Consider the following 25,708-nt stretch of genomic DNA (forward strand, 5'->3'; position numbering starts at 1 on the left):
AAGTAATTTCATCCCCCTATAACTCAAAAGCAGCCTTATCAATTGATGAGGCTGCTTTTTTATTTGAAAAAAAGCATATTCGTAAGAATTATGTAAGATTTTTGTCTGATGATGTAAACATGAAACAATTTAATTAAGTTGGAGAAATACCAGAGGAGCAGCCCTTATAGGAGGCTGCTCTTTTTAGATTTCGTTAAAGAAACCGTGCTAAAGATTCCTGCATATATTAATAACAGATTTATATTGTGAGGTGTGAAACAAATGATCACCGCTAATATTGGAAGTAAAACCTATCGGATCCCGGATAACCTTGAAGAATATTTTCAACCGTTTCGCTCACAAGTGATTGGGACGAACCAAGTGTTTGATTCCCCCTATGGGAAAAAGAAAATCATCTATGCGGACTGGACGGCAAGCGGACGACTTTATCGACCCATCGAACAGAAAATTTCTGAGGTATTCGGACCCTTTATGGCAAATACACATACAGAATCGAATATAACTAGTTTAATGATGACAGGGATATATAATCAATCCAGAAAAATTATTAAGGAACATGTTAACGCCGACGAGCATGATGCCCTAATCCTGGATGGATTTGGAATGACCTCTGTGATGAATAAGTTTCAGAGATTATTAGGAATTAGAGTTCATGAACAGTGGAAAGGGCGGCTGCAGATTTCCGAAAGTGAGCGACCAGTAATTTTTATTACGCATATGGAACATCACTCAAACCAGACATCCTGGCTCGAGACACTGGGGGATGTGGTTGTATTAAGTCCAGACGAGGATGGAGGTGTGGACAAAAACCGGCTTGTTCACCTGCTGCATCAATATAAGAATAGAAAAATGAAGATTGGTTCGTTTACAGCATGCTCCAATGTAACAGGGGTTCAAACCCCATACCATCAATTAGCAAAAATTATGCATCAACATGGTGGCATTTGTATAGTCGATTTTGCGGCTTCGGCTCCGTATGTGACCATTAATATGCATCCAATGGATCCTTTGGAAAAACTTGATGCCGTCTTTTTCTCTCCTCATAAGTTTTTAGGGGGACCGGGAACTAGTGGTGTTTTGGTCTTTGATACTAGATTATATGCTAATCATGTTCCAGACCATCCCGGGGGCGGGACTGTGACCTGGACGAATCCATGGGGCGAGCATCAATATCATACTAGCATCGAGCTGCGTGAAGATGGTGGGACACCAGGAATATTACAAGCCATTCGGACCGCCCTATGTTTGAATTTGAAGAATCAAATGGGTGTGGACAATATATTAACAAGAGAGAAGGAACAGTTAAGTATTTTATTACCTAGATTAGTAGAGATTCCCGGCCTTCATTTATTAGATGGTCATAAAAAAGATCGTCTGGGTATTGTTTCGTTTTTTATTGAGAATATCCACTATAATTTAATCGTCCGCTTGCTTAATGACCGGTATGGGATTCAAGTAAGAGGTGGATGCTCCTGTGCTGGGACCTACGGGCATTATCTTCTTCACATTGATAAACCTTCCTCTAAGCATATTTCTGAACAGATTAATCAGGGAGATCTGTCGGAGAAACCAGGGTGGGTTCGTTTCTCATTACATCCGATTATGACTAACGAAGAAATCCTATTGTTTGTAAATGCCATAAGAGATATCACCTTAAACATAAATGAATGGAAAAACGATTATCGATATGATAAGGCAAGTAATGATTACTTTTTTGTGAACCACGTAAGAGAGGATATGGCCCCACTATTTCGGTTTGAATAATGCTGATCCAGCTAGAAATGCAGGATATCAGTACCTATTCTAAATAAGGCAACCATAAACTTGTATGGGCATATGCTATCAGAAGAGAGGTGGGATCGTATGATTCATATAGTTAAGCCGGGTGAAACGCTGGGGATTATCTCTGCTAATTATCGCGTAAGTCTCCGTAGACTTCACGCAGCAAATCCTGGGGTCGGTCAATTACATGTAGGCCAAAAAATCCAAATTCCAGGTCTGCCAGAATCCACTACTATACCCTTTTCCATTCAAATCTCTGTCGGAAAACTAAGACTTACATTATATAACCATGGAAGGCTAGTAAAAATTTTTCCAATCGCGGTAGGGATGATGTTGACGAATACTCCAACAGGTGATTTTGTGATTGTAAATCGGCAGTATAATCCAGGGGGACCATTTGGAGTGTTATGGCTTTCACTTTCCAAACAAGGTTACGGGATTCACGGCACAAATGACCCAAGTTCGATTGGAAAAGCCGTTTCCCATGGCTGTGTGAGAATGTATAATCGGGATGTTTTGCAGCTGGCGGATATGGTACCAAATGGGACTAGAGTGATTATTCGTCCCTAAAAAAATCCCACCTTCTAAAGTAAGAAGGTGGGACTCATTTAATTACTTATAGATTACGATTGAGCCAACAGATTTGTCTTTGGATTGTCCGTTAACACGAACCTTAAGTCCATAATGAGGGATATCTCGACCTGCATCTGGTAAGAAGGTATTAAAAAACGAATTGCTGTCATTGAATAACGATACAGCAGTTTGACTTGGAGCAGTTAATGTCTGTACACCTGGATAATTTAGGTTTAATCCTGAAGTAGAATTTAAGCCGAAAGCTGCATCCGCAATTTGATAACGAGTGCTAGCTTCAGGAGTAGATCCATCAGTAACTAAAAGCCATCTCAAATCCTTTGATAGATGGGCATCTACTACACCTAGGAAACCATTTCCTGGGTGTACACCTGTCCAGTTATCAGTGTAGCTATCATCCACATACCAAACCACTAATCCGCCATCATAACTCATTAATGAGCTGCCGCGTTTAATGTTGCCTAGACCTTGGTCAACTCCTTGATGATTACGCCATTCTAATAAATAATAGTGATCACTATATTTTTTTCCATTTTCTTTAGTAAAGCCATTTAATGTAAATAGCGAAGTAGTATTTTCAGCACCGTCATCGATTATAGTTTGACCATCCGCGACAACTTTAATGTTATCGGCATAGAAGCCAGCAAAAGAACTGCCCCAGTCTGTTGCATATCGAATGCGAAGCTTAATGTTTTGACCTTTATATTCTGATAAGTCAAAGGTTTGTGGCTGCCATTTCCCATCAGTGCTTCCAGTAAGACCAGGCATTGAATCTTTAATTGTTGGATAACCTTCTGCAACAACATCCGAACGAGTATTTGTATTACCTAAAGACTTCCATTTAACGCCATTATCAGTAGATACTTGTACAAAGGCAAAGTCCCACTGTGGTTCAATATCATACCATGCATCAAATGTCAATGTAGCAGATGTTTTTCCGGTCAGATTAACATCAGTTACCATATTTGTATCCGATTCATCTGCTTGTCCACCCCAATATTCATAACTGCCTGATGGGACGTTAATTGGAGTTACTTTTGTAGGTAAGTTTACGCGAATTGCTTGGTTATTTTTGCCAAGCGGTGAGTTTGCTTGGTCTAGTAAGAACTGCGCACCTTTTGATGGTACTTTATCCCATTCTACAACAGTTGGATTAGTCCACTTTCCACCGAGTGTTGATTGGAAGTATTGCTTTGCCCAAGGAGAGAAGCCTGTTGGTTCTGAACCTGGGATTTTTCCTGCCCATGATCCAGCTGACATAATGGACCAATACCCAATCGGTTCGTCAGCACCGGAATAGATTGTATCATATTCATCAGGAAGCCCTAAATCATGTCCGTATTCGTGGGCAAATACACCAGTTGCACCATCTTCAGGCATGATCGTATAGTCGTAGAAACCAGGTAATCCTTTACCAAGACCGTCTGGATCATAGAATACTGCTGAACGGTGTGACCAAATGGAATTATCACCTTGAGCACCGCCGCCGGCTTCTTGTCCCATACCAGCATGAATAATCTGGAGATGATCAACTAAACCATCTGGTTCCCAGAAGTTGCCGTTTCCATTTAAATCATGCGGATCTTCTAAATCATAATCATTTAGCGGTACCCCAGCCGCTTTTGCAGCAGTTAATGTGTCTACTACTAATTTTGAGACGCCTTGTTCAGGATAATTATCATGCCCGCCGGCAGGATTATCTTTTCCATAATATTCAGCCGTTTGAGGCAGTTTTAACCAGCCATAAGCTTTACCTTCAATCGTGTATGTGCCACCAGATTGCTCCAAATAATATTCCTTTTGAGAGATTTGATCCTCTCCATTTGGACCTTTATATTGGCCCTTATCCCCAAAAATCATATCTTCATAGTGTTCAAGATTATAGTCCGTGTAATAGTTATCAGTATCCTTTGAAGTAAGTTTGTTATGTTCTAAATCAGAATACTCAACTGTTAAGGTTAATAGTTTCCCTTTTTTCTGGACTCCTGGTGATTTCCCCTCTTGGACTGGATCTGGATTGCCTTTCAACTGTCCATTTTTGTTGCCGTTTCCTTTTAGAAGGCCGTGATTAAAATCTTTAAATTTACGTTGCTTTTCTGATTCAGCAGCTTTTACTTTAGCGGCTAGAGGATCAGATTTTTTAACGGTATTTTTCCCTTTTAACTCTATATATTTGTGTAATGCCTTTTGTTTTTCAGCAGTAGATGCTCCCTTTGAGATAACACCACGTTTAATAAGGGCATCTAGTAATTTATCTTCATTCACTACCGATAGGTCTAGTGAACCATAAGAATGAGAGATTGTACTTGGACTCTTATGTAGCAATTCTCCAACATTTGTACTAGCATAGTTTCCCGGAAAACCGGCAAACAATGTACCAGCCATTATTGCGGTGGATAGACCTGTTTTTAATAGTTTCTTCATAAAACTCCCCCTAATTTTTTTGGCTTGCTAGTAAATAATATTTCGAAAATTGAAATAAAACAATAGGATTATTTCCTTAATTTTCTGTTAATTCAGATAAGTTGTGGTCCTTTTGAATTATTTTATCGACAGCGATTTTAATTTTTAAAAGGTTATATCATATATGAAAATAGCCGGTTGGACTAATCTATTATTTTAAAATTGGTGTATTCTATAAAAAAATAAGGCGTGAATTCGATGTGAATTCACGCCTGAAATGACTTAATGTGTTTGATTTATCTTAATTACTCCGCTTTGGCTGCTTGAATTTGTAAGTTGATTTTTACTTTGTCAGCAACAAGAACGCCGCCAGTTTCAAGTGCCGCATTCCAAACTAGGCCATACTCAGAACGATTGATCGTACCTTCTGCACTAAATCCAACCTTTTCATTTCCCCATGGATCTTTTCCTTGACCTTCGAAAGTAACTGCAAATGTTTCAGGTTTTGATACACCACGTAATGTTAAATCACCAGTAACATTGTATTCGCCGTCATCTGTTTTTTCAATTTTAGTAGAGCGGAAAGTCATAGTTGGGTGATTAGCTGCATCAAAGAAATCTGCAGAAACCAAGTGTCCATCACGGTCTTGATTTCGGGTGTCTACACTTGCAGTATCAACTGAAAATTCAATGCTTGCAGTTGTTAAATCGGTTGGATCTGCATCAATCGTTGCGTCAAACTTGTTGAAAGTACCTTTCACGTTTGCGATCATCATGTGACGAACAGAAAAATCTACACTGCTGTGTGATGCATCAAGAGCCCATTTAGTTTTTGTCATTTTATTTCTCCTCCAGTATGTTTATTTAATTGATTTATCTCGAAATAAAAATAACTTAATTCAAGACAAATTATATGTTGTGGGCAAACATATTGTCAATTAGATTTTATAAATTTTTTTTGAATTTTTTCCAATACTATCTATATAAGTATTTAGGATTGGACGAATTAAATAATTCAAAGAGAATATATTTAAGTTTACGGATCACAGGAAAAAGGATAGGAAGAAAATTGAGGATTACATAAACTTAGATAGGACAATAAAAAAAACGCCCCTGAAGGCGTTTGTTAATGGCATAGAAAAATCTCCTTGAAAATGTAGGAGGAGCATGATATGATGATATTTGGCATAAATATTTATTATTGTAATTACTTAAAAAGTATCTATTATAACATTAACACAATTTTATTCGATTGTCAACAAATGACCAAAACAATTATCTGGGGAGTGGTTTGATGAGCGATTTACAGAGCAAAGGCCTCAAAATGGAACAAAGAAGAGTGATCACGGTTGTAAATGAAATCGAAAAAAAGATAAATAAATTAAAGCTAAATGCTGGAAAGGTAAGTTCTGATGTTCTCGAAATACGTAAAGAATTTTGGGAAGATGTAACCGTCAATATGGATGAACCTGATGATATGATAGAAACAGCAGCGAGTATCAAACAACAGGCCGAACTGCTCTCAGAACGTGAGCGGACCCATAGACATTTGGATAAACATCTCAATACACTATCAAGGTTAAAGTATTCCCCATACTTTGGACGGATTGATTTTTTAGAAAACGGGGAAGAAGCAGAGGACCGGGTATACCTAGGAATTGCATCGTTAATGGATGAACAGGATGAAAATTTTTTGATTTATGACTGGCGTGCCCCTATATCTAGCCTTTATTATGATTATTCACCTGGTCCTGCCATATATAGTACCCCTGAAGGAATGATTGAAGGGGAAATGAACTTAAAACGTCAATTTATTATTAGGGCTTCAGAAATTAAAGGGATGTTTGATACAGGGGTAACTATCGGAGATGAAATGCTTCAGGAGGTTCTTGGAAACAACGCGAGTACGCAAATGAAAAGCATTGTTGCTACTATTCAAAGAGAGCAAAATGAAATTATTCGCAATGAGCGGGCGAAAATTATGATCGTTCAAGGTGTAGCAGGAAGTGGAAAAACTTCTGCTGCCCTGCAACGGGTTGCTTACTTGCTCTACCGTTATCGAGGGACATTGAATTCAGAAAATATTATGCTTTTTTCACCTAACCCTTTGTTTAATAGCTATGTAGCAACGGTTTTACCAGAGTTAGGTGAAGAAAATATGCAGCAATCCACCTTTCAGGAATATTTACATTCTCGATTAGGTAAAGAATTTAATGTGGAAGACGCCTTTACGCAAATGGAATATTTGTTAAGTGAAAATGATGATGAAAAGGAGTATAAACTTAGAGGTGAAGGAATTCGTTTTAAAGCAAGTCTTGAATATAAAAATATCATTGATCGATATGCGCATGGATTAACGAAAAGGGGTCTAATTTTTAGGGATTTAATATTTAGAGGAGATGTATTGATTTCTAAAAAGGAGATCCATGATTATTTTTATTCACTAGAAGAAAGCATTAGCATACCCAACCGCATGCAGCTTGTAAAGGAATGGCTTTTAAGAGATTTAAAGCGGAAGGTTAGACAAGAGCGTTCGAGAAGCTGGGTGGAGGAAGAAGTCCAATTTCTCGATAAAGAAGCCTTTATGGAGGCCTTCAAAAAACTTCAGGGAAAAAATCAATTTTCGGAAAATACATTTGATGATTTTGAGCAGGAGCAAAAACTCCTTGCTGAAATGGTCGTAAAAGAAAAATTCAGGCCATTATTTGCGAGAGTAAAAAGTTTGCGGTTTATTGATTCTCCAAAAATTTATCACCAACTTTTTAAGCAAGCTGAAAATATGGATGAACGCTTACCTGTTGATTGGGACCAAATTTGCAGGGAGACAGTGAAGAAATTGAAGGATATGGAAATTCCTTATGAAGATGCCACACCATATGTTTATCTCCAGGATTTAATTGAAGGTCGTAAGTCCAAATCTACTATTCGTCATATTTTTATTGATGAAGCACAGGATTACTCACCCTTCCAGTTTGCTTTTATACAAAAGCTATTTCCTTTTAGCAAAATGACTTTACTCGGTGATTTTAATCAAGCGATATTTTCTGGTGCCACTGGTGCGGAAACGGTTTTATCTGACCTAAATATCTCGGGCGAGACAATCGAATCGTTTGTCCTTACAAAAACCTATCGATCGACTAAAGAGATTGTTAATTTTACCAGTGCGTTGATTGAGGGTGGAGAAAATATTGAACCCTTTAACCGTACGGGCAGGAAGCCGTTAGTTACTGAAATAGAACCCGATGAAATTACGCGATCAATAATCGAAACAATTAAAGATTTTCAAAATGATGGCCATCGAACCATTGCTGTAATCTGCAGGACAGCCGATGAGAGCAAGAGGGCCTTTGAAGCGCTCAAGAACAAGGTATCGCTCCATCTCATTGAAAAAGGAACGATTTCGTATGAGAAAGGAATTCTCGTTATTCCCTCCTATCTTGCGAAAGGAATTGAATTTGATGCCGTTATTTTGTACGATTGTTCTCAATATAAAAAAGAAAGTGAACGCAAATTATTTTATACCGTCTGTACAAGGGCCATGCATGAACTTCACTTGATCGCAACATCTGGGATTAGCCCGCTAATGGAGGTTGCTCCTAAAGATACCTACACACTTGTAAAACCAAGTAAATGCTAATGAAAAAGAAGCTGTATGTCTCGATGACCTGAGCACACAGCTTCTTTAAGTTTAGGCTATGTAAAAAGTACTATGCATTTGCGCCAAATTCATAAACTAACTAGAAAAAATTAAAAAACAGCTGAATCTATTTCCGCTGTTTTTTGCTATATTATTTTTTCCATTGTTTTTGAACTTGTTCTAAAGCAAGTTGGAATATTTCATCATCGGATGTTTCCCGATTAGCAATGACATTCGTTAAATAGCTTTTTCCTTCGAAAGTTACTGTTACTTCTACTTGTACCATAATTGAATCTCCTTTTCTATGTTTAAATTATTAGTAAAAAGTGTAGTCATAAATTACACAACGATTCAGTGTATTAAGTTATTTAAATAATTATGACGATATTTTTTCGACAAATGTTACTAAAACTTTCAGTTTTGATATAATTGTTTTATAAAAACAATAGGGAGGTAAACAAATTCAATGCATTTTGAAGAGGTAACAAAAGCAACATTGTTTATTGCACTCGAAATGATAAACTCGAATCCAGAATGTAATATTTTTGAAAATGGCAAAGAGGCAAGAACACTAGCTGACATGGAAGAAGAATTCTTAAATCCTAATACTAACAGTGCATTTATAAAGCTTGATGACACCTATATTGGAATAATTGACTACTTATTAGAAAATCCGAAGGATCATTACCCCTGGCTTGGTCTTTTACTGCTTCATAGTGATTATCAAGGTTATGGTTTCGGTGCACAAGCTTTTGCAGTATATGAACATGAGATGCTTAAACGAGGAAAGAAGTGTGTTAGAATTGGTGTCTTAAAAGAAAATAAAAAGGCTCAACGCTTTTGGGAATCATTAGGATTTATCTATTATAGTACTTCAACAACACAAAATGGAACTGGTATTTTTTGTTATGAAAAACAAATTGGATAATAATCCAAAATGGATACCTTAAATTTCTTGATACATAAATTGCTCAGCAAATTGCTGAACTTGATCTTTATCGATTTTATTCTTTTTCAGGAACGATTCAGCGATGACCAGATTGGCTTGAATAGATATATTTCTTTTTAAATCACGAATGGATACATCTCCATTCAATAATTGGATAGCTTTTTCTCTAATGTCTTGATTCTTAGATGACTTGTATAAAAGGTAGGCAATACATGTGATCTTGTCCACATCAAACACTCCTCTTAAATCAAGTATAAACATTTTTTTACTAATTCGACGATAAGCAACGTTTTTCCTGCTATTATTCTGAAAATTTTAAAAAACTTAAGGGACATTGTACGGATAAGAGATTTATGGATTTATTCGTTCTATTAATCTGAAAATTCAAATAAGTTAGTAAAAAAGAATCTTCGCGGGGGCGGTAAAGAATGTTTGATTACGATGTAGAAACACGAGCAGGATTTGAGGTGATTTCATCTATTTCAAAAGAAGGTTATTCTATTTATGATGTTAATTATGAAAGCCTTTTCAATAGAAGGATGCCTGCCCTTCTTTTTATTCCTAACAAGGGAGGACCATTTCCTGCTGTCATTTATATGCACCCTAGTCAAGGAAATAGAAAAACTTTTTATCATGAAGCAAAATTGCTTGCAACAAAAGGTTATATTTCCCTCCTAATTGAAGCACCGTTTTTCGGTAGGAATAGTCAAACGGATGATCTTGATAGGAAAAAATTCACAAAAAAAATTGAAGCCTTAGCGGATATTCAAGAATACATTCATACTGTAATGGATATTAGGATGGGAGTCACACTACTTAGTAATCTTACGATTGTGGATGAAGCCCGGATTGCTTTTGTTGGCCACGGTTTTGGAGCGGCTTGTGGCGGGATAATTTCAGGAATTGATTCGCTCATTAAAACGTTTGTCTTAATATCAGGGTATGGGGAGGCTTCAGAGTGGCAACTGACTAGTGAACATCCAATCGCAGCCATCATTCGCAGCTTTTTACCGCCTGAAAGATTTGAATATTTTATTTCAAGTCTTAGAAAATTAGATGCCATCCACTATGTAAAAAATGCTGCGCCGGCATCAATACTCTTCCAATTTGCCAAAAATGACGAATTTATCGAACGTGGCCATGCTGCCACTTTTTATTCTGCTGCAAGCTCTCCCAAAAAAATCATCTGGTATGATACCGATCATCTATTTACCAATTGCAAAGCAGCCTTACTTGACCGTCAAGAATGGCTCTCTGACCATATTTGTGCTCAAAATAACACGTTTTCAAAAGAATCTACAAAAAACTAAAATAAATCTCTTTCATACCGGAAATTTTGTTGAAAATTGCTTATTTGATATGGTATTTTATATAATGTTGAAGGGATAAAAGAAATACGATGATCGTACGGTGGAATTTTACCTTTCGTCCCAAAAGGGATGGAAGGTTTTTTACTTTTTTACATAAGATTTAGGAGGAAAACCAATGAAACAGGCCTTAATCAAGGATTTGTACAGAAATACGGAAAGCTATATTGAACAAAAAGTCCAGTTATCTGGATGGATTCGCACGATTCGCGACTCTAAAACTTTTGGGTTCATTGAATTAAATGATGGCAGCTTTTTTAAAGGGGTGCAGATTGTATTTGATGAGCAATTAGAGAACTTTAAGGATATTGCAAAGTTACCAATTAGTTCATCTATTAGGATTGAAGGAGACTTTATTTATACTCCTCAAGCGAAGCAGCCCTTTGAAATTAAAGCAACTAATATCGTGATTGAAGGTTCGTCAAATGTAGATTATCCCTTACAAAAGAAAAAGCATTCGTTTGAATATTTGAGAACTATTTCCCATTTAAGACCAAGAACCAATACGTTTTCAGCTGTTTTTCGTGTGAGATCACTTGCTTCCTATGCATTGCATAAGTTCTTCCAAGATAAAGGTTTTGTCTATGTTCACTCACCAATTATTACCGGCAGTGATACAGAAGGTGCAGGAGAAATGTTCCGAGTGACAACACTAGATATGGACAATCCTCCAAAAAATGAAGAAGGCAAAACAGATTTAACCAAGGATTTCTTTAACAAGGAAACTAATTTGACTGTTAGCGGACAGCTTTCGGCTGAGGCGTTTGCCTTGGCTTTCCGTAATGTCTATACCTTCGGCCCAACGTTTAGAGCAGAGAACTCTAACACTGCACGACATGCAGCGGAATTTTGGATGGTAGAACCGGAACTTGCCTTTGCTGAGCTTCCAGATATCATGGACTTGGCTGAAGAAATGGTGAAATTTGTGATAGGCTATGTCCTTGAACAAGCCCCTGAAGAAATGAATTTCTTTAACAGCTTTATCGAAAAGGGGTTATTGGATCGTCTAAATAATGCCTACACAGCAGACTTTGGCCGTGTGACATATACCGAAGCCATTGATATATTAAGGGAGTCCGGAGAAACTTTTGCCTATCCGGTAGAGTGGGGGCTTGACCTGCAAACGGAGCATGAACGTTATTTAAGTGAAACAGTATTCAAACGCCCAGTATTTGTAACAGACTATCCAAAAGAAATTAAAGCCTTCTATATGAGATTAAATGAAGACAACCAAACAGTAGCGGCAACTGATTTACTTGTCCCAGGAATTGGTGAATTGATTGGCGGCAGCCAGCGTGAAGAACGCGAAGAAATTTTGGCTGGGAAAATTAATGAGCTTGGTATGAATGAAGAAGATTATTGGTGGTACCTTGAATTAAGAAAATATGGTGGTACGAAACATTCTGGTTATGGTATTGGTTTTGAGCGTTTAATTATGTACTTAACTGGAATGACTAATATTAGAGATGTCATTCCATTTCCGAGAACAACTGGAAATGCTGAGTTTTAAAACAAATTTAAAAAGGAGAAAGCTGATTCACAGAATCGGCCTTCTCCTTTTTATTTATTAAAGAACCTTTAATTCCTCTTCAAAAAAGAATGTTTCTGGATGTTCCTTAACGATATAAGAATATCTTTTCATGTTTTTAACATATTGTGATTTTAAAATTGTGACGACCTCGCCAGTTTCTTTAATGTTAACTGACTGTCCGTTTTTGTACAGATTGTTTGAGCTTTTCATGTTTCACACTCCTTTACCTATTCCTAATTAAGTATAACATAAGCCAAGATGGAAAGGGGGAAACCCTTCTTCCTTTCAATTACGAACTTAATGTGTTATGCTTTTAAAAAAGTGAGGTGTCATTTTGACAAATTATAAAGCGAAAAAAAGTAACCTCAAAGATTTATTATCAAAAAACGGCATGGACCTGGAAAGTTTGGAACGGAATACAAGTATTCCTCAAACTCAGCTCAACGACTACTTGTCCAAAAAAGTGATGAACCTAAATACTGCGATGACAATTTCAAGAGAATTAAATTGCTCTATTGAAGACTTATACATTTGGTCATCTGAGGAAAAGAAAGCGTAATACTTAAAAACAGGCTCTTCAATTGAGTCTGTTTTTTTATTGGATTAAAAAAGCACGCGGAAATTTTCGCGTGCTTTTTTCTAAACAAACTAATTTCTTAAATCACACTTTTCTAAAGGTATAACCTTAGTTTTCTTTGTGAATTTATATCCTAGCCATACAATAAGGAATAATGGCAGTCCGATATATGAAACAAAAACACCATTCCAATCGATTTGGTCACCCGTGAATGCTGAATAATTTTGTCCTAAGACAACAAACCCACAAACGGCAAACGCGAAGAGCGGACCAAAAGGGAAGAATTTTGATTTATATGGTAACAAGCTAAGGTCCTTACCTTGGGCGACAAATGCTTTACGGAATCGATAATGACATACTGCAATCCCGAGCCATGCGATAAAGCCGGACATACCAGAAGCGTTTAACAACCATACATAAACCGTTCCATCCCCAAAGAAGGAAGCAAGAAATGCGAGTGTTCCCACTAAGGTTGTTGCAATTAAGGCATTGACTGGAACACCTTTTTTGTTTAATTTACCAAGGAATTTCGGTGCTTTGCCTTGACGGGCCAAATCCCAAAGCATCCGAGTGGATGCATACATTCCTGAATTTCCTGCCGATAATACAGCAGTAAGAATAACAGCATTCATGATTGAAGCGGCGAAAGCGATGCCTGCCTTTTGAAAAACCAGCGTAAATGGACTAACGGTTATATCCCCATTTGCTAAATTCCCGTTTGTATATGGAATAAGCAGTCCGATTACTAGTATAGCCAATACATAGAATAATAAAATACGCCAGAAAACTTGTTTCACTGCACGAGGAATAGCTTTCTTTGGATCCTCCGTTTCACCAGCAGCAACACCTAAAAGCTCTGTTCCTTGGAAGGAGAAGCCTGCAGCCATAAAGATTCCCAGCATGGACATAAAGCCGCCGTGGAATGGAGCATCACCAACAGTGAAGTTTTTGAAGCCGATTGCTTCATTACCCATGATGCCGAAGATCATTAAAGTACCAGTAACGACAAAAATAATAACTGTAACCACTTTAATTAAGGAAAACCAATATTCTGCTTCTCCGAATCCTTTAACAGAAAGATAGTTTAATAGAAACATGATGACTAAAAAGATGCCGCTCCAAATGAATGAAGGCGTATGTGGAAACCAGAATTTCATAATCATAGTTACAGCAGCTAATTCGGCAGCAATCGTAATCGCCCAGTTATACCAATAGTTCCAGCCTAGAGCAAAACCAAGGGAAGGATCGACAAATTTGGTTGCATACGTACTAAAGCTTCCGGCAACTGGCATATATGCACCCATTTCTGCTAAGCCCTGCATCAAAAAGTAAACCATAATACCAATTACAAGGTAGGAAAGAATTGCCCCGCCGGGTCCCGCACTATGGATAGCGGCGCCGCTAGCTAGAAAAAGTCCAGTGCCAATCGTCCCGCCAAGGGAAATCATTGTGAGGTGACGGGATTTTAAACTTCGTTTTAATTCAGTTGGATCCTGTTGTATTGTTAAGTCACTAGTATATTCACTCTCTTTTAATACTCTTGCTGTTTGCATTGTCTTGACTCCTCTTTTTCTAATTTTTTCGAGAAGGAGTTTGGAATAAAAAAATGCCATCGAAGAAGTATCGATGGCATTGTAAATACCCCGCATCATACCTTCCGAAAGATAGCTCAACACGCTTAGCTGGTAGGTTTAAGCGTGACAGTTCTGTTCCTATTTGGAGACAGCCCCAGCATGCTTTTTCAGAGATGAAAGCACACTTCGGCAGCTTTTCCTTTCAAACGGAGTCAGAGATGTCTCTCTCATCTCGTCCGCTTTACTGATAAAAACCGCGACCTCTACCTCATCGGTTTTGATGAGGATTTATCATATATAGTTAATATATTACTAAAGTATAAATATTATTTTAGAATTGTCAATAATATATTATTCCAGAAATAAGAAGTCTTTATTCAATCAATTAGAATAGACAGATAATTGAGTTTCTTTTTAATAAATTATTTAATTTACTTTAAAAGAGAGAATAGGTATTATTTTTAATTAGAATTAATTGCCTGTTTTTCATAGGAGGATTTTTACCATGCAGATTGTTGGAATGATTTCGGGATCGCTAATTGTTGTGGTTGCCTTTAACCTTTTCTTAATCCCTCATGAAGTGTTAAGCAGTGGATTGAGCGGAATTTCTATGATTTTAGGGATGATCTCGCCTGTTAATACAGGGGTGGCAAATTTCCTGCTGAATTTTCCGTTATTGATTATTGGTTATAAAATGTTAGGTAAAAGATTTATCGTGAATTCCATCTTTTCTGTAATAATGATCTCAATCGGCCTTTATTTAATTCCCGTTCATGCCATTGCCGATGATAGGATTCTCTCTTCTATTTTCGGAGGTGCTTTAACCGGGTTAGGTGTAGGAATAGTTTTTCGCTGTTCTGGATCGACCGGTGGATTTGATATTATTGGCATGATTGTGGCGAGAAAAAGGGATTTTCCGATTGGTGTTTTACTTTCAGGCATGAATGCAGTCGTCATCTTGATCAGTGGATTTTTATTTGATTGGGATTCTGCTCTTTATACCTTGGTTTCCATTTTTGTTACAGGTAAAGTGGTGGATGCAATTTATACAGATCATGCTAAATTAACTTTAATGATCATTACAGATAAGGGCGAAGAAATGAGAGGTCATTTGCTTACAAACTTGTACCGAGGACTGACGATTATGGATGGTGTTGGCGGCTACTCAAATCATCAAAGAAACGTAATGATAACGGTAATTTCTAGGTACGAACTTAATGAAGTTAAAAACTTAATTTCAGAAGTTGATCCATCAGCATTTGTCAATATTACCGAAACAATTGAAGTCATGGGGCTGTTTCATCGGCCAAGTCCATAAAAACAAAAAAGGTTTGCTTCTATACAATAGAGCAAGCCTTTTTTGTGTAAGATAGTTATCGAGCATCACAGGGATTTCCCACGTTTTTTTACCCATTTCATTAGCACATGAATAACCTCATCTAGTTCTTTACCAGTTGGAGTCAATTCATATTCCACTTTTTTTGGTGAGGTAGTAATGACGTTTTTGACAATCAATCCCTCATTTTCTAAATCACGTAAGCGTTCGGTTAAGAGACGATCAGATATTCCTGGAATAGATGATATTATTTCATGGTACCGCTTCGGTCCTTCCATAAGCGTATAAATAACAGAACCCATCCAACGTTTGCCAATAAATTCGATTGCCTTATGAAAGTTAGTACATATATGTTTAATTTCCTCTGCAGAATGAGTCATACAATCTTGGTGGTTAAGTTCACTCATATAAAATCCCTCTTTTTTACTATTCTAACTGTATAATAACATATTTGAATTACTTGACGATATGTACTTACTAATAGTAAGATGAATCAGAACTTACTTTTAGTAAGTTAAAAATTCACAGGGGGAAATCTCTCATGCAAACCACATTAAAAAAAAGTTTATCTGAAGTGATAAAAGAACGTCACTCTGTCAGAAAATATGATTCAACATACAATATTTCTCAAGAAGAAATTAAAGATATGCTAAAAGAAGCGACACAAGCACCATCCTCTAGTAATCTTCAACCATGGCGTTTTATTGTAATTCAAGATCAGGAGGCGAAAAAGGAACTAAGAGCAATTGCCAACAATCAAGAGCAAGTAGAAACAGCGTCTGCCGTTATTGCAGTATTAGGCGATAAGGAAATGTATAAAAGTGTGGAAACAGTCTATCGAAGTGCATACGAGGCTGGTTTGATGGACGAAGCTAATATGAATCGATTAATAGAAGGTACAAATAAAACATACCCATTTGCTCCAGAAGAAGTCTTGAAAAATATTGCCTCATTTGATGCTGGTTTAGTGTCGATGCAGGTGATGTTAATTGCAAAAGACAGAGGGTATGACACCGTTCCAATGGGTGGCTTTGATAAGGATAAATTCGCAAAAATGTTTAATGTCTCCGATCGTCTTTTCCCAATTGTGTTGATTTCCCTAGGGAAGGCGGCAGCACCTGCTTTCAATACAACACGTTTACCATTGGAGGATGTATTAATAGATTATAGATAAAAAAGTAGGCGCATGATAATTTTTCATGCGCCTACTTAGTTTATTAGTTATTAATATACTTTTCAAACACATAGCCGAAATCTTTTACAATATATTGTTTTTTGCTATCTTCTAACCACTGAAAGGCTGCTTGATTAAGCATTTTGAATTGAACAACCAAGTTGCTGTCTGCACTTGTCACACGACCGAGAGTAGTGGAAGCGACATCAAGGCTTTGTTTAGCAAACTGAAGCGAAATTTCATTTTCATGTGAGATTTCTGAAATTTTGATTAAGGCTTTATATAAATCCTTAACTTCTTCAATATGTTTCTTATGAACGTCGATGGAGAAAGGAACTGAGCCGATTTTAAATTTTATTTCTACATCAAGGTCAACGGTTCCGGCCGTTTCGAGTTTTACGTCTGAAATTCTATTCGTTGCATAACTATAGCGATGGAGCATTCGCTTTTTGCTGGTTGCACTTGTCCCATCTAAATGGATAAGGGCGTTGTTTGTAAAACAGTATTCATCAGACTTTGATTTGATGAGAAAATAAATTTTCTCATTGTCTTCATGCATGACATAATCATCTGCGTCCACCTTATCGTAATTTTCCGGCTTAATGACAGAACCCACATCACTTAATCCCAAAATATCCGCTGCTACTTTTCCAAACATTGGTATCAACCTCACTTTTATAAAATCATTCCATCCATTTTTACGAATGGGGGACAATAAAGTTTCATCCTTACCCCAAAAACTTTATGCTTTAAAAAATGGTAGTATGCACCTGATTTCTAAAAACATATTAACAAAACAAGTAATAAAAATAGGGAAACTACTTGATGGTTTCCCTCTCAGATTGTCGAGAAAGGGTATTTTTCTCGGCAATTTTTTATTCTCAGCATTTAATTATTCATTGTACCTGCTAATGGGCCTGTTGATTTCCGCTCTAGGCACTTCGCTTTCCGCGGAAATCAACAGGGAGGTAATCAACCTAAAGAATTGCAATACACTTTTTCTAGCCTTGCTAATTGTGTTGGAATCTTTTTCATATTTTGGCAGGCTGCCGTAAGGCGAGCCTGTTCGCTTGCTTTCTTCAATCCCCGTAACCGGCAATATTATCATCACTATAATAAGGACGTACCTTTTCAAAAAGGAATGAAAGATCAATATATTTATCGATAAAACGAAGAAGGTGATTGTCAGGAACCAATTCATCAATAGAAACAAATTCATATTCACTTTGGGTAGATACCTTGGTTTAAAAATAGATTTCACCACTTAATTTTTTATTGTTTGGTTGTGTTAAGAGCAGTGTATTATTGATTTTTACAGCTCTGTTGATTTGCGCGGAAGGCACGCAGACTCCTGCGGGAGTACGGGGCAGGGGAGACCCCGCAGGCCGCTTCAGCGCCGAGGAGGCTCCCCGGCACGCCCGCGGAAAGCGAAGTGCCTGGAGCGCAAATCAACAAACATGTTGCAAAGCCTATATATTAATAATATTATAATAAATTAACGCGGTGAATGGTTAAAGTTATTGTAGAAAATAAGAGGCTGTCGAAAGTTTCTCGATAGCCTGAGAGGGAAACTACTTGATGATTTCCCTCCTTTCATGGAAAATACACTATGTACATATTAAATATAGATACAGAAGGGATAGAGGAACCATGCGGCCCTTAATTTTAGGCATCCTTGCGGCTTTCTTTTTTGCATTTACATTTATCCTTAACCGATCAATGGACCAGGCTGGGGGTAGTTGGATTTGGAGTGCATCATTAAGGTATTTCTTTATGGTTCCATTTCTTTTCACAATTGTGATGGGAAGAAAAAATCTTAAACCATTACTTGTGGAAATGAAAAAACGACCTGGCGGTTGGTTTATATGGAGCACGGTTGGATTTGGCTTATTTTACGGTCCGATTTGTTTTTCGGCTGCCTATGCCCCAGGCTGGCTCATTGCAGCCACATGGCAGGTCACAATCATCTCAGGTTCCTTGCTGGCCCCACTTTTTTACGAAATGGTTATGACTGAAAAAGGACCAATCCAGAAAAAGGGGAGAATTCCTTTTAAAGGTTTAGGGATGTCATTAATCATCCTCCTAGGAATTATTCTGATGCAATTGGAACAGGCAAATCACATATCGATTGCTGCCATAGCCTTAGGCGTCCTTCCGGTACTAATCGCTTCATTTGCCTATCCGCTTGGAAACAGAAAAATGATGGATATTTGCGGAGGGCGTATTGATGTCTTTCAACGGGTATTAGGGATGACAATAGCGAGTCTGCCATTGTGGGTTGTTTTATCTGTTTATGGTTTATTTACTGTTGGTCCACCAAGTAAAGGACAAATAGTCCAATCTGGCCTTGTTGCGGTAACCTCAGGAGTAATTGCAACCATTCTATTTTTTAAAGCAACGGATCTTGTTAGAGGAAATATGCAAAAGCTTGCTGCTGTGGAGGCCACGCAATCAATAGAGGTCTTATTTGCAGTAATAGGAGAATTGTTAATTTTGAATACTGTTTTCCCGACTGAATTATCCTGGTTTGGTATGGTATTGGTTATGGTCGGAATGATATTGCACAGCTTTTTTTCACATAAAAGTAACCCGAAAAATCATCGCAGTGAAAGTCATAAAAAAACTGTGCCTAGAAATGTTTGATCCTTATCAATTTAGATTGATAAGGATTTTTTTTCGTAGTTCATGACCTTTTTTAACCGTTTAAATAGGGACTAAGCTTGTCAATTGTTTCTTGTACCTTTACTGAATTTCTCTTGTACATTGCTTTTGATTTATCACAATCTGTCTCAAGAGAAAAGATCTCTAAATCAGCCTGAACTTTTTTTAGTGTAGCCAGGAGTAATGGACGTTGAGCGGGTGCTGGCACTTGAATTTTATCATCATATAGATCGACCGTTAGCTCTCCATAGGAATCGACTTGTCCTATGAAGACATTATCAAGAGTCACATCTAGTTTTTCTAACTCTGTATAAAGCCAGCCTCTGCCTTTTCCGGAACATCTTAATGATTCATCGATGATATTCCCGTCCATAATGACTGTTTGTGGTTCTTTTTCTTTCGCCATTTTCATTTGTAAATCTTTAGGTGTCAAAGGACGGTTTTCTGTTTTTAAAAGTGTGCTTAAATTTCCACGCGGTTCCAACACAGCAAATTCTACGTCTGCAATCCTAAAAATATCCTTTTGTCGAAGTAACGCAGAAAGTTCGTCAATCGAATATTTTTCTTTTTTTAGATTATTTTCTAGGACCTTCCCATCTTTAATGACCACGGTTCCTTTACCTTCAGCAAAATCACGAAAAGCTTTACTCTTTAGAGAGACAAAGTCAACGAGGAAAGTTACCAAGAAGAAAATGAGGACGGCTAACATTCCATGCCATACATTTGCTTCTAGTCCAGTAACTACTTCACCGGCAATACTTCCAATGGTAATTCCTGCAACATATTCAAAGAAAGAGAGCTCAGAGATTTGTTTCTTTCCAAGTACTTTTGTTGTAATAAATAAAAGTCCCAAAAAAATTAATGAACGAGTTATGATAAAAATCCAATCTGGCATTAGTTTCTCTCCTCAAAATTTTATGAACCCATATATTGGGGTTCATGTCGTTCAAGTTCCAAAACACGGTATTGTAGATCCTTCTTTACCTCTTCAATCGTTAGTGTAGCTTCATGAAAAATAGCTTGAGCGTCTTTATCGAGTGAATTTAAGGCGAAGGAAGACAATTGTGCTTCGATCCCCTTAATGGTAGAGAGACATTGCTTGACATTAGAAGCGATTGTCACAAATTTAACTTCCTTTCATAAGAAAATTAAAAAATGAAAAAGGGGTTGGCAGAATCGCCAACCTAAAACTGCTTTTATTGATTGTATTGTGGTTCTTCGTTCAAAATTTCTTGAAGACGTGGTTCTAAGCTATCTAGAACCGATTGAGTTTGTTGGGCTGCTTGTTGATAAAGCTGCTTTGCATTTTGGTTATCAGTTGCTAATGCGAATCCTTCAAAACTTGCCTGTGCACTTTTTAGTCCAGCTAATGCTTGTTTTACCTGAGTTCCTACTGTCATTACATAATCCTTCTTTCCTGATATAAAATGAAATTACAAAAATAGTATGTGGATTATTCGGGTGGATATGTATTTAATGTTTTTTTGCTTAATTCTAAATTTCCCTGAAACATTATCTGGAAAATCCCATTAGACAAGAATATTTTCTAGAACTAGCGGGTGCAACGCATTTGTTTTATCAATAAAAATAAATCCATCATATCGCAGCCCCATTTTCGATGGGACGTAATTACCATATTGTTCGTATTCCGGCCGGTAAACCACACCAATTGCTCTATGCCCAATCGTTGTTGTAAATTCATGACGGTTCTGTTCATTAAATATCAAATATTTATTTACAGCCCCTGTCTTATGCATAAGTGATTCCCAGCTTCCGGGTTGGGCGGGAGGTACCTCCGTTTTTTGAAAGTCAACTCCCCATTCGGTGGAGGCAATTACCGTACCGCTATACGTACCAAACCCTACAATAAAAACATTTTCGGCCCCGTTTTCTTCTCTAATTAGTTGTCCGACATTCACCATTCCTTCATCCTTCATATCAGTTGCTCGAGCATCACCTACATGTGTATTATGCTCCCATATGATTACCTTTGCATCATCACCATAAAATCTTCGTACTGAGTTGAGTGCTTCGACCATATGCCTGTCTCGAACATTCCATGACTTAGAATCACTAGTGACCATTGTCCGATAATATTCCTCTGCATTTGCAGTAACAATGGCATTTACCTCCATATTCAAGCTGTTTTCCTGGTCGTCATCGAATTTCCATTTGTTTTTCCGGATGGATGCTAGAAGTTCAAGTGCTTCCTTTGTACAATTCTCAGAGAGGTATCCGGCTGAAACAGCATAGGATTCATGATTGCGATTAAAGGGCTCAAAGCAAGAAAATGCTTTTTTTGCCTCCTTAAGGCTGGGAGAATTGGTCCTTTCTAAATAATGAATAATTTCATCCATACTTTCCCAAAGACTATACACATCCAAGCCATAAAAACCAACTTTTTGGGCTCTTTTGTTATGGTGATTATACTCTTTTAACCATTCAATGAGCCCAATGATTTCTTGGTTTGCCCACATCCAGGTTGGCCATCTATTAAAATCCTCGAGCACATCTCTAATGTCTTGTGATGATTGATTAAATCCTTTAATGTAACGATTGATGCTTTGGCAGGAAGGCCAATCACCTTCAACTGCAATCAATGAAAACCCTTTTTCCTTGATTAGTCTTTTTGTTAACTCTGCACGAAGTGTATAAAACTCTGAAGTGCCATGAGAGGATTCACCCAGTAGGACAAATCTTTTATCACCAATAGCGGCTATTAATGGGTCAAGATCATCAATTGTTTCAAAAGGTTTTGCGTAGGTATTAATGGCTTTAATCATAGGTTAGAGCATTCCTTTCCATAAGGACTCTGTTTTCTATAATATCCCCTATATCTCATTAACCTAAATACCCAATAATTCACATTTTTGACACAATTAGTCAGTAAATTCAAAAAATTATGTGTTATAATTTTGAATTAATTACTTCTACGGAACAAACACACATCGGGGATAGGTAAAGGTTTCCATTTAGATTGATAAGATTGCTAAAAGGGAATTTCATTTTAATTATCTATCAGCTGATGTCATGGTTGGGTCCCCTAAGGTGTTAATAAAATTAAGGAGTTACTTCACTAGTTGAGGTAGCTTCTTTTTTCATTCGAGGAGTATAGAAATAAAGAAGCATTTTATTATAAATAGTACTGATTATTCGTTATAATAAGGGTAGGAAATTATTTTTGAAAGGGGCCAGATAATGTCAGGAATACAAGAATTAAATTTAATTCAACAACAGGAAGAGATTATGGCGAAAATTCAGCACCGGAGATTAACAAAGAGAAAGATCCTGCAACGCATTTTATTAATCACTCTTGGTGCCGCCCTGATGGCAGTGGGCTTAGAAATTTTCCTCGTTCCCAACAATGTAATTGACGGTGGAATCACTGGGATTTCTATTATGCTTTCGTATGTTACAGGTTGGAAATTAGGGATATTCCTCTTTATTCTTAATATACCTTTTTTCTTTATTGGTTATAAACAAATAGGAAAAACCTTCGCATTATCAACACTTTATGGGATTCTCATCCTTTCTATTGGAACTACTCTACTCCATCCAGTCCCAGCTTTTACACAGGATATTCTCCTTGCGACAGTTTTTGGAGGAATTGTGCTAGGTATAGGCGTAGGCATAGTGATTCGCTATGGAGGGTCATTGGACGGTACCGAAATTTTAGCGATTCTTTTTAATAAAAAGCTTCCTTTTTCCGTCGGAGAAATTATTATGTTCTTTAATCTTTTTATCCTCGGGTGTGCCGGTTTTGTGTTTACGTGGGACCGTGCAATGTATTCACTTATTGCCTATTTTGTTGCTTACAAAACGATTGATATTACCATTACTGGCCTTGATGAATCTAAATCTGTTTGGATCATTAGTGACAATGCTAAGCAAATTGGTGATGCTATCATGAATCGTCTTGGTCGAGGTGTCACATATATCAATGGTGAGGGCGCATATTCAGGTGATGATAAAAAAGTCATCTTTTGCGTTATCAATCGTCTTGAAGAAGCAAAATTGAAGGAAATTGTTACTGAAAATGATGACAGTGCCTTTCTAGCTGTTGCGGATATCGCTGAGGTACGTGGTGGCAGATTTAAGAAAAAAGACATCCATTAGAAGCTGGGAAACATTGGCTTCTTTTTTGCGGAACTTTGACTTTATAGTAGAAATTAGACGTAAATTGGCAATTTGTCGTTATGGGGCTAAAATGCGGTAAAATCACGATTAGTTTAGTGTGTTTCTTGTATTTTCATGTCAGATAATGCTGAAATTCCCGAGTTGATGAATGGTGCTTTTGTCGTACCTTGCGCTTACCTCGGAAATAATTTTGCGAAAAATGAATTATTTCCAAAAAAGATGGCAGGATATTTCCCTTTTCCTGCCATCTTTTTTATAAAGTAAATCTCAGAATAAAAGCTCAAACACTTCATTTAGCTCGTGAGCCCTTTTTTCATCTTGCTCTTCTTTTGCATAGTTAATTTCTTTCGGCAGCATTCTATTTAAAAATGCAATTTCTTTTTGGTTCAAATCTCGAACAAAGGATCCTTCGGAGGCATAGCGACCTTCCGATAGTTTGCGGTAAATATGTCTGCCTTCGGAATGGTCATCAGTGTAATTTGACAAAGTTTCTCTTAAGTAGCCCAAAGTTTTATCCAAGGTTTTCACCTATCCTTTCACCACATATTTTTTAACGAGATTCCTTTAATATACATGCGAAAGTTAGGAAATAGCTGGCCAGAAAAAAGCCTCTGATAAACACACTTAAGAGAGAGGCTTGTAATAAACAATTAAGATTTCGAACAAGTGATAATTCGATAGCTTAATATATCCTGGTATTTTAAGACAATATTTCCATGTTCATTTAATATTTGGAAAAGTTCAGGTTCAAAATTTTTGGAAAAATTGAACTCTGCTGTATTGTTCCCATGACTGATAGCAGTGTTTTCGATTTTTAGGACAATATCTTGGAAGCCTGTTTTCTCTAATAACTTTCTCCAATCATCCTCCATTAATAATGAATCTAAAGCATAAAATTTCATGATTTCAGCTTCTTCATCCTGACTCAGCTTTGTGTTTATCGTCATTTCGTTTGCAATAAAACGTCCACCTTTTTTTAAGACTCGATAAAATTCTCTTAGTGCGGTCGGTTTATTAACAAAAGCTAATACGGATTCAGATAAAATAAAGTCAAAGCTATTGTCTTTAAAGGGAATTTTCTCAACAGATCCTGGGATTAACTGAATGGGTAAAGTTAATGATTGAAAGCGCATTCTTGCTTTATCTATCATGATTGGATTGATTTCAAGTCCTACTACCATTGCCTTATATTGCTGATATAAATATGCCGCGGTTTGTCCAGTGCCGCAGCCTGCATCTAAAATGCTGGATTTGTTTGTAATGTTTTCACCAGACAGTATGTTTTTTGTTAATGGGATACCACCTGGATGGGCCCCACCCACGCCAAATTTGGCCAAAAAGTCAATATAGGTTAAACCTCCCATAAATAAAGACACCACCTCAATGATCTTTTAGCATTTTATGATAACTAGTGGAGAGAGGTTCTTTCTAAATAGTGATCCGGAATAACAATTAACAATAGAAATATTATGTAAACAAATAATTGACCATTTAAACATTTATCACTCAAAAACTTACCAGCAAATAACAAATTATGTTCAGTTTCCTTCTAATATTTTAAGCGATTACGCGCAAATTAATGAAATGGAAGGGGTAGATTCCTTTCCATTTTAATATGAAGGAGTGCTTTGGATGAATAAAGTAAAAGTTCAGCCGTTTTTCAATATGTTTGGAAGAAAACGAAAAAGTAGAGGAGCTATGTGGGCATCTCTATTAGGCATTGGTATAAGTGCTGCTGTTTTTGGAGTGACAAAGGGAAAACGTAAGGACCTTGCACTTCCTTTTCAGAATATGGTAAAGAACTTTACGCCAAAAACAAATCTTAATTTAATGGATAATCAAGCGATAACAGAATTTTCGGAAGAACTATTAATGAGTGCATTAAATAAAGATAATAAACGTTAAAAAAAAGTCCGCATTGCGGACTTTCAGGCTGTCGAGAAATTTTCGACAGCCTCTTATTTTCTACAATAACTTTAACCATTCACT

The 25,708-nt window shown here is 37.1% G+C and carries 26 protein-coding genes and 1 riboswitch; of the genes, 12 read left to right on the forward strand and 14 right to left on the reverse strand.

The features are described 5' to 3' along the window. The first annotated feature begins 261 nt into the window (after positions 1-261). Both ACSU6B_RS13485 and ACSU6B_RS13490 read left to right on the forward strand, forming a co-directional pair. A complete protein-coding gene (locus ACSU6B_RS13485; RefSeq protein WP_410885899.1) occupies positions 262-1,764 on the forward strand; it encodes an aminotransferase class V-fold PLP-dependent enzyme in 1,503 nt (500 codons plus the stop codon). A 99-nt stretch (positions 1,765-1,863) separates the two neighbouring features. After that, on the forward strand, positions 1,864-2,352 hold the full coding sequence (locus ACSU6B_RS13490; RefSeq protein ID WP_410885901.1) for a L,D-transpeptidase family protein: 489 nt from the start codon (positions 1,864-1,866) through the stop codon (positions 2,350-2,352). Between the two features lie 42 nt (positions 2,353-2,394). Here the strand turns inward: ACSU6B_RS13490 and ACSU6B_RS13495 are convergent, their stop codons facing one another. After that, positions 2,395-4,797 carry an immune inhibitor A domain-containing protein gene (locus tag ACSU6B_RS13495; protein ID WP_410885903.1) on the reverse strand — a complete coding sequence of 801 codons (2,403 nt, stop codon included), beginning with the start codon at positions 4,795-4,797 and terminating at the stop codon, positions 2,395-2,397. Between the two features lie 284 nt (positions 4,798-5,081). Then, positions 5,082-5,615, reverse strand: a complete 534-nt coding sequence (locus ACSU6B_RS13500) for a YceI family protein (RefSeq protein ID WP_214998414.1) — start codon at positions 5,613-5,615, stop codon at positions 5,082-5,084. A 455-nt stretch (positions 5,616-6,070) separates the two neighbouring features. Here ACSU6B_RS13500 and helD point away from each other — a divergent pair, with 455 nt between their 5' ends. Next, positions 6,071-8,413, forward strand: coding sequence for an RNA polymerase recycling motor HelD (gene helD, locus ACSU6B_RS13505; RefSeq protein ID WP_410885905.1), 2,343 nt, complete (start codon positions 6,071-6,073; stop codon positions 8,411-8,413). Between the two features lie 151 nt (positions 8,414-8,564). Here the strand turns inward: helD and ACSU6B_RS13510 are convergent, their stop codons facing one another. Next, positions 8,565-8,699, reverse strand: coding sequence for a BA3454 family stress response protein (locus tag ACSU6B_RS13510; RefSeq protein WP_168244706.1), 135 nt, complete (start codon positions 8,697-8,699; stop codon positions 8,565-8,567). 180 nt (positions 8,700-8,879) lie between these two features. Between ACSU6B_RS13510 and ACSU6B_RS13515 the strand changes: the two genes are divergently transcribed. Continuing rightward, on the forward strand, positions 8,880-9,341 hold the full coding sequence (locus ACSU6B_RS13515) for a GNAT family N-acetyltransferase (RefSeq protein WP_410885907.1): 462 nt from the start codon (positions 8,880-8,882) through the stop codon (positions 9,339-9,341). 18 nt (positions 9,342-9,359) lie between these two features. On the opposite strand, the gene ACSU6B_RS13520 is transcribed toward ACSU6B_RS13515, so the two are convergent. Next, complete coding sequence (locus ACSU6B_RS13520) at positions 9,360-9,590, reverse strand: hypothetical protein (RefSeq protein WP_214998417.1); 231 nt, start codon at positions 9,588-9,590, stop codon at positions 9,360-9,362. Positions 9,591-9,790: 200 nt separating this feature from the next. Here ACSU6B_RS13520 and ACSU6B_RS13525 point away from each other — a divergent pair, with 200 nt between their 5' ends. Further along, the gene (locus ACSU6B_RS13525) at positions 9,791-10,672 is read left to right on the forward strand and encodes an alpha/beta hydrolase (protein WP_410885909.1); all 882 of its coding nucleotides are present in this window, start codon (positions 9,791-9,793) and stop codon (positions 10,670-10,672) included. A 175-nt stretch (positions 10,673-10,847) separates the two neighbouring features. Further along, positions 10,848-12,239: an asparagine--tRNA ligase gene (gene asnS / locus ACSU6B_RS13530; RefSeq protein ID WP_410885911.1), complete on the forward strand. Its 1,392-nt coding sequence runs from the start codon at positions 10,848-10,850 to the stop codon at positions 12,237-12,239. A gap of 57 nt (positions 12,240-12,296) precedes the next feature. Here asnS and ACSU6B_RS13535 read toward each other — a convergent pair whose 3' ends face one another. Then, positions 12,297-12,470, reverse strand: a complete 174-nt coding sequence (locus ACSU6B_RS13535; RefSeq protein ID WP_168244701.1) for a hypothetical protein — start codon at positions 12,468-12,470, stop codon at positions 12,297-12,299. Positions 12,471-12,594: 124 nt separating this feature from the next. On the opposite strand from ACSU6B_RS13535, the gene ACSU6B_RS13540 reads away from it, so the two are divergent. Next, on the forward strand, positions 12,595-12,819 hold the full coding sequence (locus ACSU6B_RS13540) for a helix-turn-helix domain-containing protein (protein WP_088088554.1): 225 nt from the start codon (positions 12,595-12,597) through the stop codon (positions 12,817-12,819). 89 nt (positions 12,820-12,908) lie between these two features. On the opposite strand, the gene ACSU6B_RS13545 is transcribed toward ACSU6B_RS13540, so the two are convergent. After that, positions 12,909-14,390 (reverse strand): amino acid permease, encoded by a 1,482-nt coding sequence (locus ACSU6B_RS13545; protein ID WP_410885914.1) that lies wholly within the window; start codon positions 14,388-14,390, stop codon positions 12,909-12,911. Positions 14,391-14,494: 104 nt separating this feature from the next. Continuing rightward, a riboswitch (Lysine riboswitch) is annotated at positions 14,495-14,685 on the reverse strand. Between the two features lie 231 nt (positions 14,686-14,916). On the opposite strand from ACSU6B_RS13545, the gene ACSU6B_RS13550 reads away from it, so the two are divergent. Then, complete coding sequence (locus ACSU6B_RS13550; RefSeq protein WP_410885916.1) at positions 14,917-15,729, forward strand: YitT family protein; 813 nt, start codon at positions 14,917-14,919, stop codon at positions 15,727-15,729. Between the two features lie 65 nt (positions 15,730-15,794). Here ACSU6B_RS13550 and ACSU6B_RS13555 read toward each other — a convergent pair whose 3' ends face one another. Beyond that, positions 15,795-16,154 carry a winged helix-turn-helix transcriptional regulator gene (locus ACSU6B_RS13555; protein ID WP_410885918.1) on the reverse strand — a complete coding sequence of 120 codons (360 nt, stop codon included), beginning with the start codon at positions 16,152-16,154 and terminating at the stop codon, positions 15,795-15,797. 134 nt (positions 16,155-16,288) lie between these two features. Between ACSU6B_RS13555 and ACSU6B_RS13560 the strand changes: the two genes are divergently transcribed. Continuing rightward, entirely contained in the window at positions 16,289-16,921 is a 633-nt protein-coding gene (locus ACSU6B_RS13560; protein WP_410885920.1) for a nitroreductase family protein, read from the forward strand. 43 nt (positions 16,922-16,964) lie between these two features. Here ACSU6B_RS13560 and ACSU6B_RS13565 read toward each other — a convergent pair whose 3' ends face one another. Then, positions 16,965-17,579, reverse strand: coding sequence for a PH domain-containing protein (locus ACSU6B_RS13565; RefSeq protein ID WP_335382190.1), 615 nt, complete (start codon positions 17,577-17,579; stop codon positions 16,965-16,967). A gap of 992 nt (positions 17,580-18,571) precedes the next feature. Between ACSU6B_RS13565 and ACSU6B_RS13570 the strand changes: the two genes are divergently transcribed. Beyond that, positions 18,572-19,564, forward strand: coding sequence for a DMT family transporter (locus ACSU6B_RS13570; RefSeq protein ID WP_410885922.1), 993 nt, complete (start codon positions 18,572-18,574; stop codon positions 19,562-19,564). A 52-nt stretch (positions 19,565-19,616) separates the two neighbouring features. On the opposite strand, the gene ACSU6B_RS13575 is transcribed toward ACSU6B_RS13570, so the two are convergent. The 4 genes from ACSU6B_RS13575 to ACSU6B_RS13590 all read right to left on the reverse strand — a co-directional run bounded on the left by ACSU6B_RS13575 (position 19,617) and on the right by ACSU6B_RS13590 (position 22,365). Next, positions 19,617-20,477 (reverse strand): DUF421 domain-containing protein, encoded by an 861-nt coding sequence (locus tag ACSU6B_RS13575; RefSeq protein WP_215007497.1) that lies wholly within the window; start codon positions 20,475-20,477, stop codon positions 19,617-19,619. Between the two features lie 20 nt (positions 20,478-20,497). Beyond that, a complete protein-coding gene (locus tag ACSU6B_RS13580) occupies positions 20,498-20,704 on the reverse strand; it encodes a DUF1657 domain-containing protein (RefSeq protein WP_088088549.1) in 207 nt (68 codons plus the stop codon). Between the two features lie 74 nt (positions 20,705-20,778). Next, positions 20,779-20,982, reverse strand: a complete 204-nt coding sequence (locus ACSU6B_RS13585; protein WP_088088548.1) for a DUF1657 domain-containing protein — start codon at positions 20,980-20,982, stop codon at positions 20,779-20,781. Positions 20,983-21,111: 129 nt separating this feature from the next. Further along, positions 21,112-22,365: an erythromycin esterase family protein gene (locus ACSU6B_RS13590; RefSeq protein WP_410885925.1), complete on the reverse strand. Its 1,254-nt coding sequence runs from the start codon at positions 22,363-22,365 to the stop codon at positions 21,112-21,114. Between the two features lie 463 nt (positions 22,366-22,828). On the opposite strand from ACSU6B_RS13590, the gene ACSU6B_RS13595 reads away from it, so the two are divergent. Continuing rightward, complete coding sequence (locus tag ACSU6B_RS13595) at positions 22,829-23,698, forward strand: YitT family protein (protein WP_374103904.1); 870 nt, start codon at positions 22,829-22,831, stop codon at positions 23,696-23,698. A gap of 288 nt (positions 23,699-23,986) precedes the next feature. Here the strand turns inward: ACSU6B_RS13595 and ACSU6B_RS13600 are convergent, their stop codons facing one another. Together ACSU6B_RS13600 and ACSU6B_RS13605 are read right to left on the reverse strand one after the other, a co-directional pair. Then, entirely contained in the window at positions 23,987-24,238 is a 252-nt protein-coding gene (locus ACSU6B_RS13600) for a sigma-G-dependent sporulation-specific acid-soluble spore protein CsgA (RefSeq protein ID WP_215007513.1), read from the reverse strand. A 131-nt stretch (positions 24,239-24,369) separates the two neighbouring features. Next, the gene (locus tag ACSU6B_RS13605; RefSeq protein WP_410885927.1) at positions 24,370-25,083 is read right to left on the reverse strand and encodes a class I SAM-dependent methyltransferase; all 714 of its coding nucleotides are present in this window, start codon (positions 25,081-25,083) and stop codon (positions 24,370-24,372) included. Between the two features lie 268 nt (positions 25,084-25,351). On the opposite strand from ACSU6B_RS13605, the gene ACSU6B_RS13610 reads away from it, so the two are divergent. Further along, positions 25,352-25,624 (forward strand): hypothetical protein, encoded by a 273-nt coding sequence (locus tag ACSU6B_RS13610; protein WP_410885929.1) that lies wholly within the window; start codon positions 25,352-25,354, stop codon positions 25,622-25,624. Positions 25,625-25,708: the final 84 nt, after the last annotated feature.

Source organism: Neobacillus sp. C211 (genome assembly GCF_051842875.1).
GTDB lineage: Bacteria > Bacillota > Bacilli > Bacillales > Cytobacillaceae > Neobacillus.

Coding starts and splice junctions, on each gene's coding strand:
- asnS (WP_410885911.1), top strand. CDS start 10,848: ATGAAACAGGCCTTAATCAAGGATTTGTACAGAAATACGGAAAGCTAT.
- ACSU6B_RS13585 (WP_088088548.1), bottom strand. CDS start 20,982: ATGACAGTAGGAACTCAGGTAAAACAAGCATTAGCTGGACTAAAAAGT.
- ACSU6B_RS13490 (WP_410885901.1), top strand. CDS start 1,864: ATGATTCATATAGTTAAGCCGGGTGAAACGCTGGGGATTATCTCTGCT.
- ACSU6B_RS13550 (WP_410885916.1), top strand. CDS start 14,917: ATGCAGATTGTTGGAATGATTTCGGGATCGCTAATTGTTGTGGTTGCC.
- ACSU6B_RS13485 (WP_410885899.1), top strand. CDS start 262: ATGATCACCGCTAATATTGGAAGTAAAACCTATCGGATCCCGGATAAC.
- ACSU6B_RS13515 (WP_410885907.1), top strand. CDS start 8,880: ATGCATTTTGAAGAGGTAACAAAAGCAACATTGTTTATTGCACTCGAA.
- ACSU6B_RS13545 (WP_410885914.1), bottom strand. CDS start 14,390: ATGCAAACAGCAAGAGTATTAAAAGAGAGTGAATATACTAGTGACTTA.
- ACSU6B_RS13535 (WP_168244701.1), bottom strand. CDS start 12,470: ATGAAAAGCTCAAACAATCTGTACAAAAACGGACAGTCAGTTAACATT.
- ACSU6B_RS13555 (WP_410885918.1), bottom strand. CDS start 16,154: ATGAGTGAACTTAACCACCAAGATTGTATGACTCATTCTGCAGAGGAA.
- ACSU6B_RS13500 (WP_214998414.1), bottom strand. CDS start 5,615: ATGACAAAAACTAAATGGGCTCTTGATGCATCACACAGCAGTGTAGAT.
- ACSU6B_RS13575 (WP_215007497.1), bottom strand. CDS start 20,477: ATGCCAGATTGGATTTTTATCATAACTCGTTCATTAATTTTTTTGGGA.
- helD (WP_410885905.1), top strand. CDS start 6,071: ATGAGCGATTTACAGAGCAAAGGCCTCAAAATGGAACAAAGAAGAGTG.
- ACSU6B_RS13570 (WP_410885922.1), top strand. CDS start 18,572: ATGCGGCCCTTAATTTTAGGCATCCTTGCGGCTTTCTTTTTTGCATTT.
- ACSU6B_RS13610 (WP_410885929.1), top strand. CDS start 25,352: ATGAATAAAGTAAAAGTTCAGCCGTTTTTCAATATGTTTGGAAGAAAA.
- ACSU6B_RS13510 (WP_168244706.1), bottom strand. CDS start 8,699: ATGGTACAAGTAGAAGTAACAGTAACTTTCGAAGGAAAAAGCTATTTA.
- ACSU6B_RS13565 (WP_335382190.1), bottom strand. CDS start 17,579: ATGTTTGGAAAAGTAGCAGCGGATATTTTGGGATTAAGTGATGTGGGT.
- ACSU6B_RS13605 (WP_410885927.1), bottom strand. CDS start 25,083: ATGGGAGGTTTAACCTATATTGACTTTTTGGCCAAATTTGGCGTGGGT.
- ACSU6B_RS13595 (WP_374103904.1), top strand. CDS start 22,829: ATGGCGAAAATTCAGCACCGGAGATTAACAAAGAGAAAGATCCTGCAA.
- ACSU6B_RS13560 (WP_410885920.1), top strand. CDS start 16,289: ATGCAAACCACATTAAAAAAAAGTTTATCTGAAGTGATAAAAGAACGT.
- ACSU6B_RS13495 (WP_410885903.1), bottom strand. CDS start 4,797: ATGAAGAAACTATTAAAAACAGGTCTATCCACCGCAATAATGGCTGGT.
- ACSU6B_RS13525 (WP_410885909.1), top strand. CDS start 9,791: ATGTTTGATTACGATGTAGAAACACGAGCAGGATTTGAGGTGATTTCA.
- ACSU6B_RS13590 (WP_410885925.1), bottom strand. CDS start 22,365: ATGATTAAAGCCATTAATACCTACGCAAAACCTTTTGAAACAATTGAT.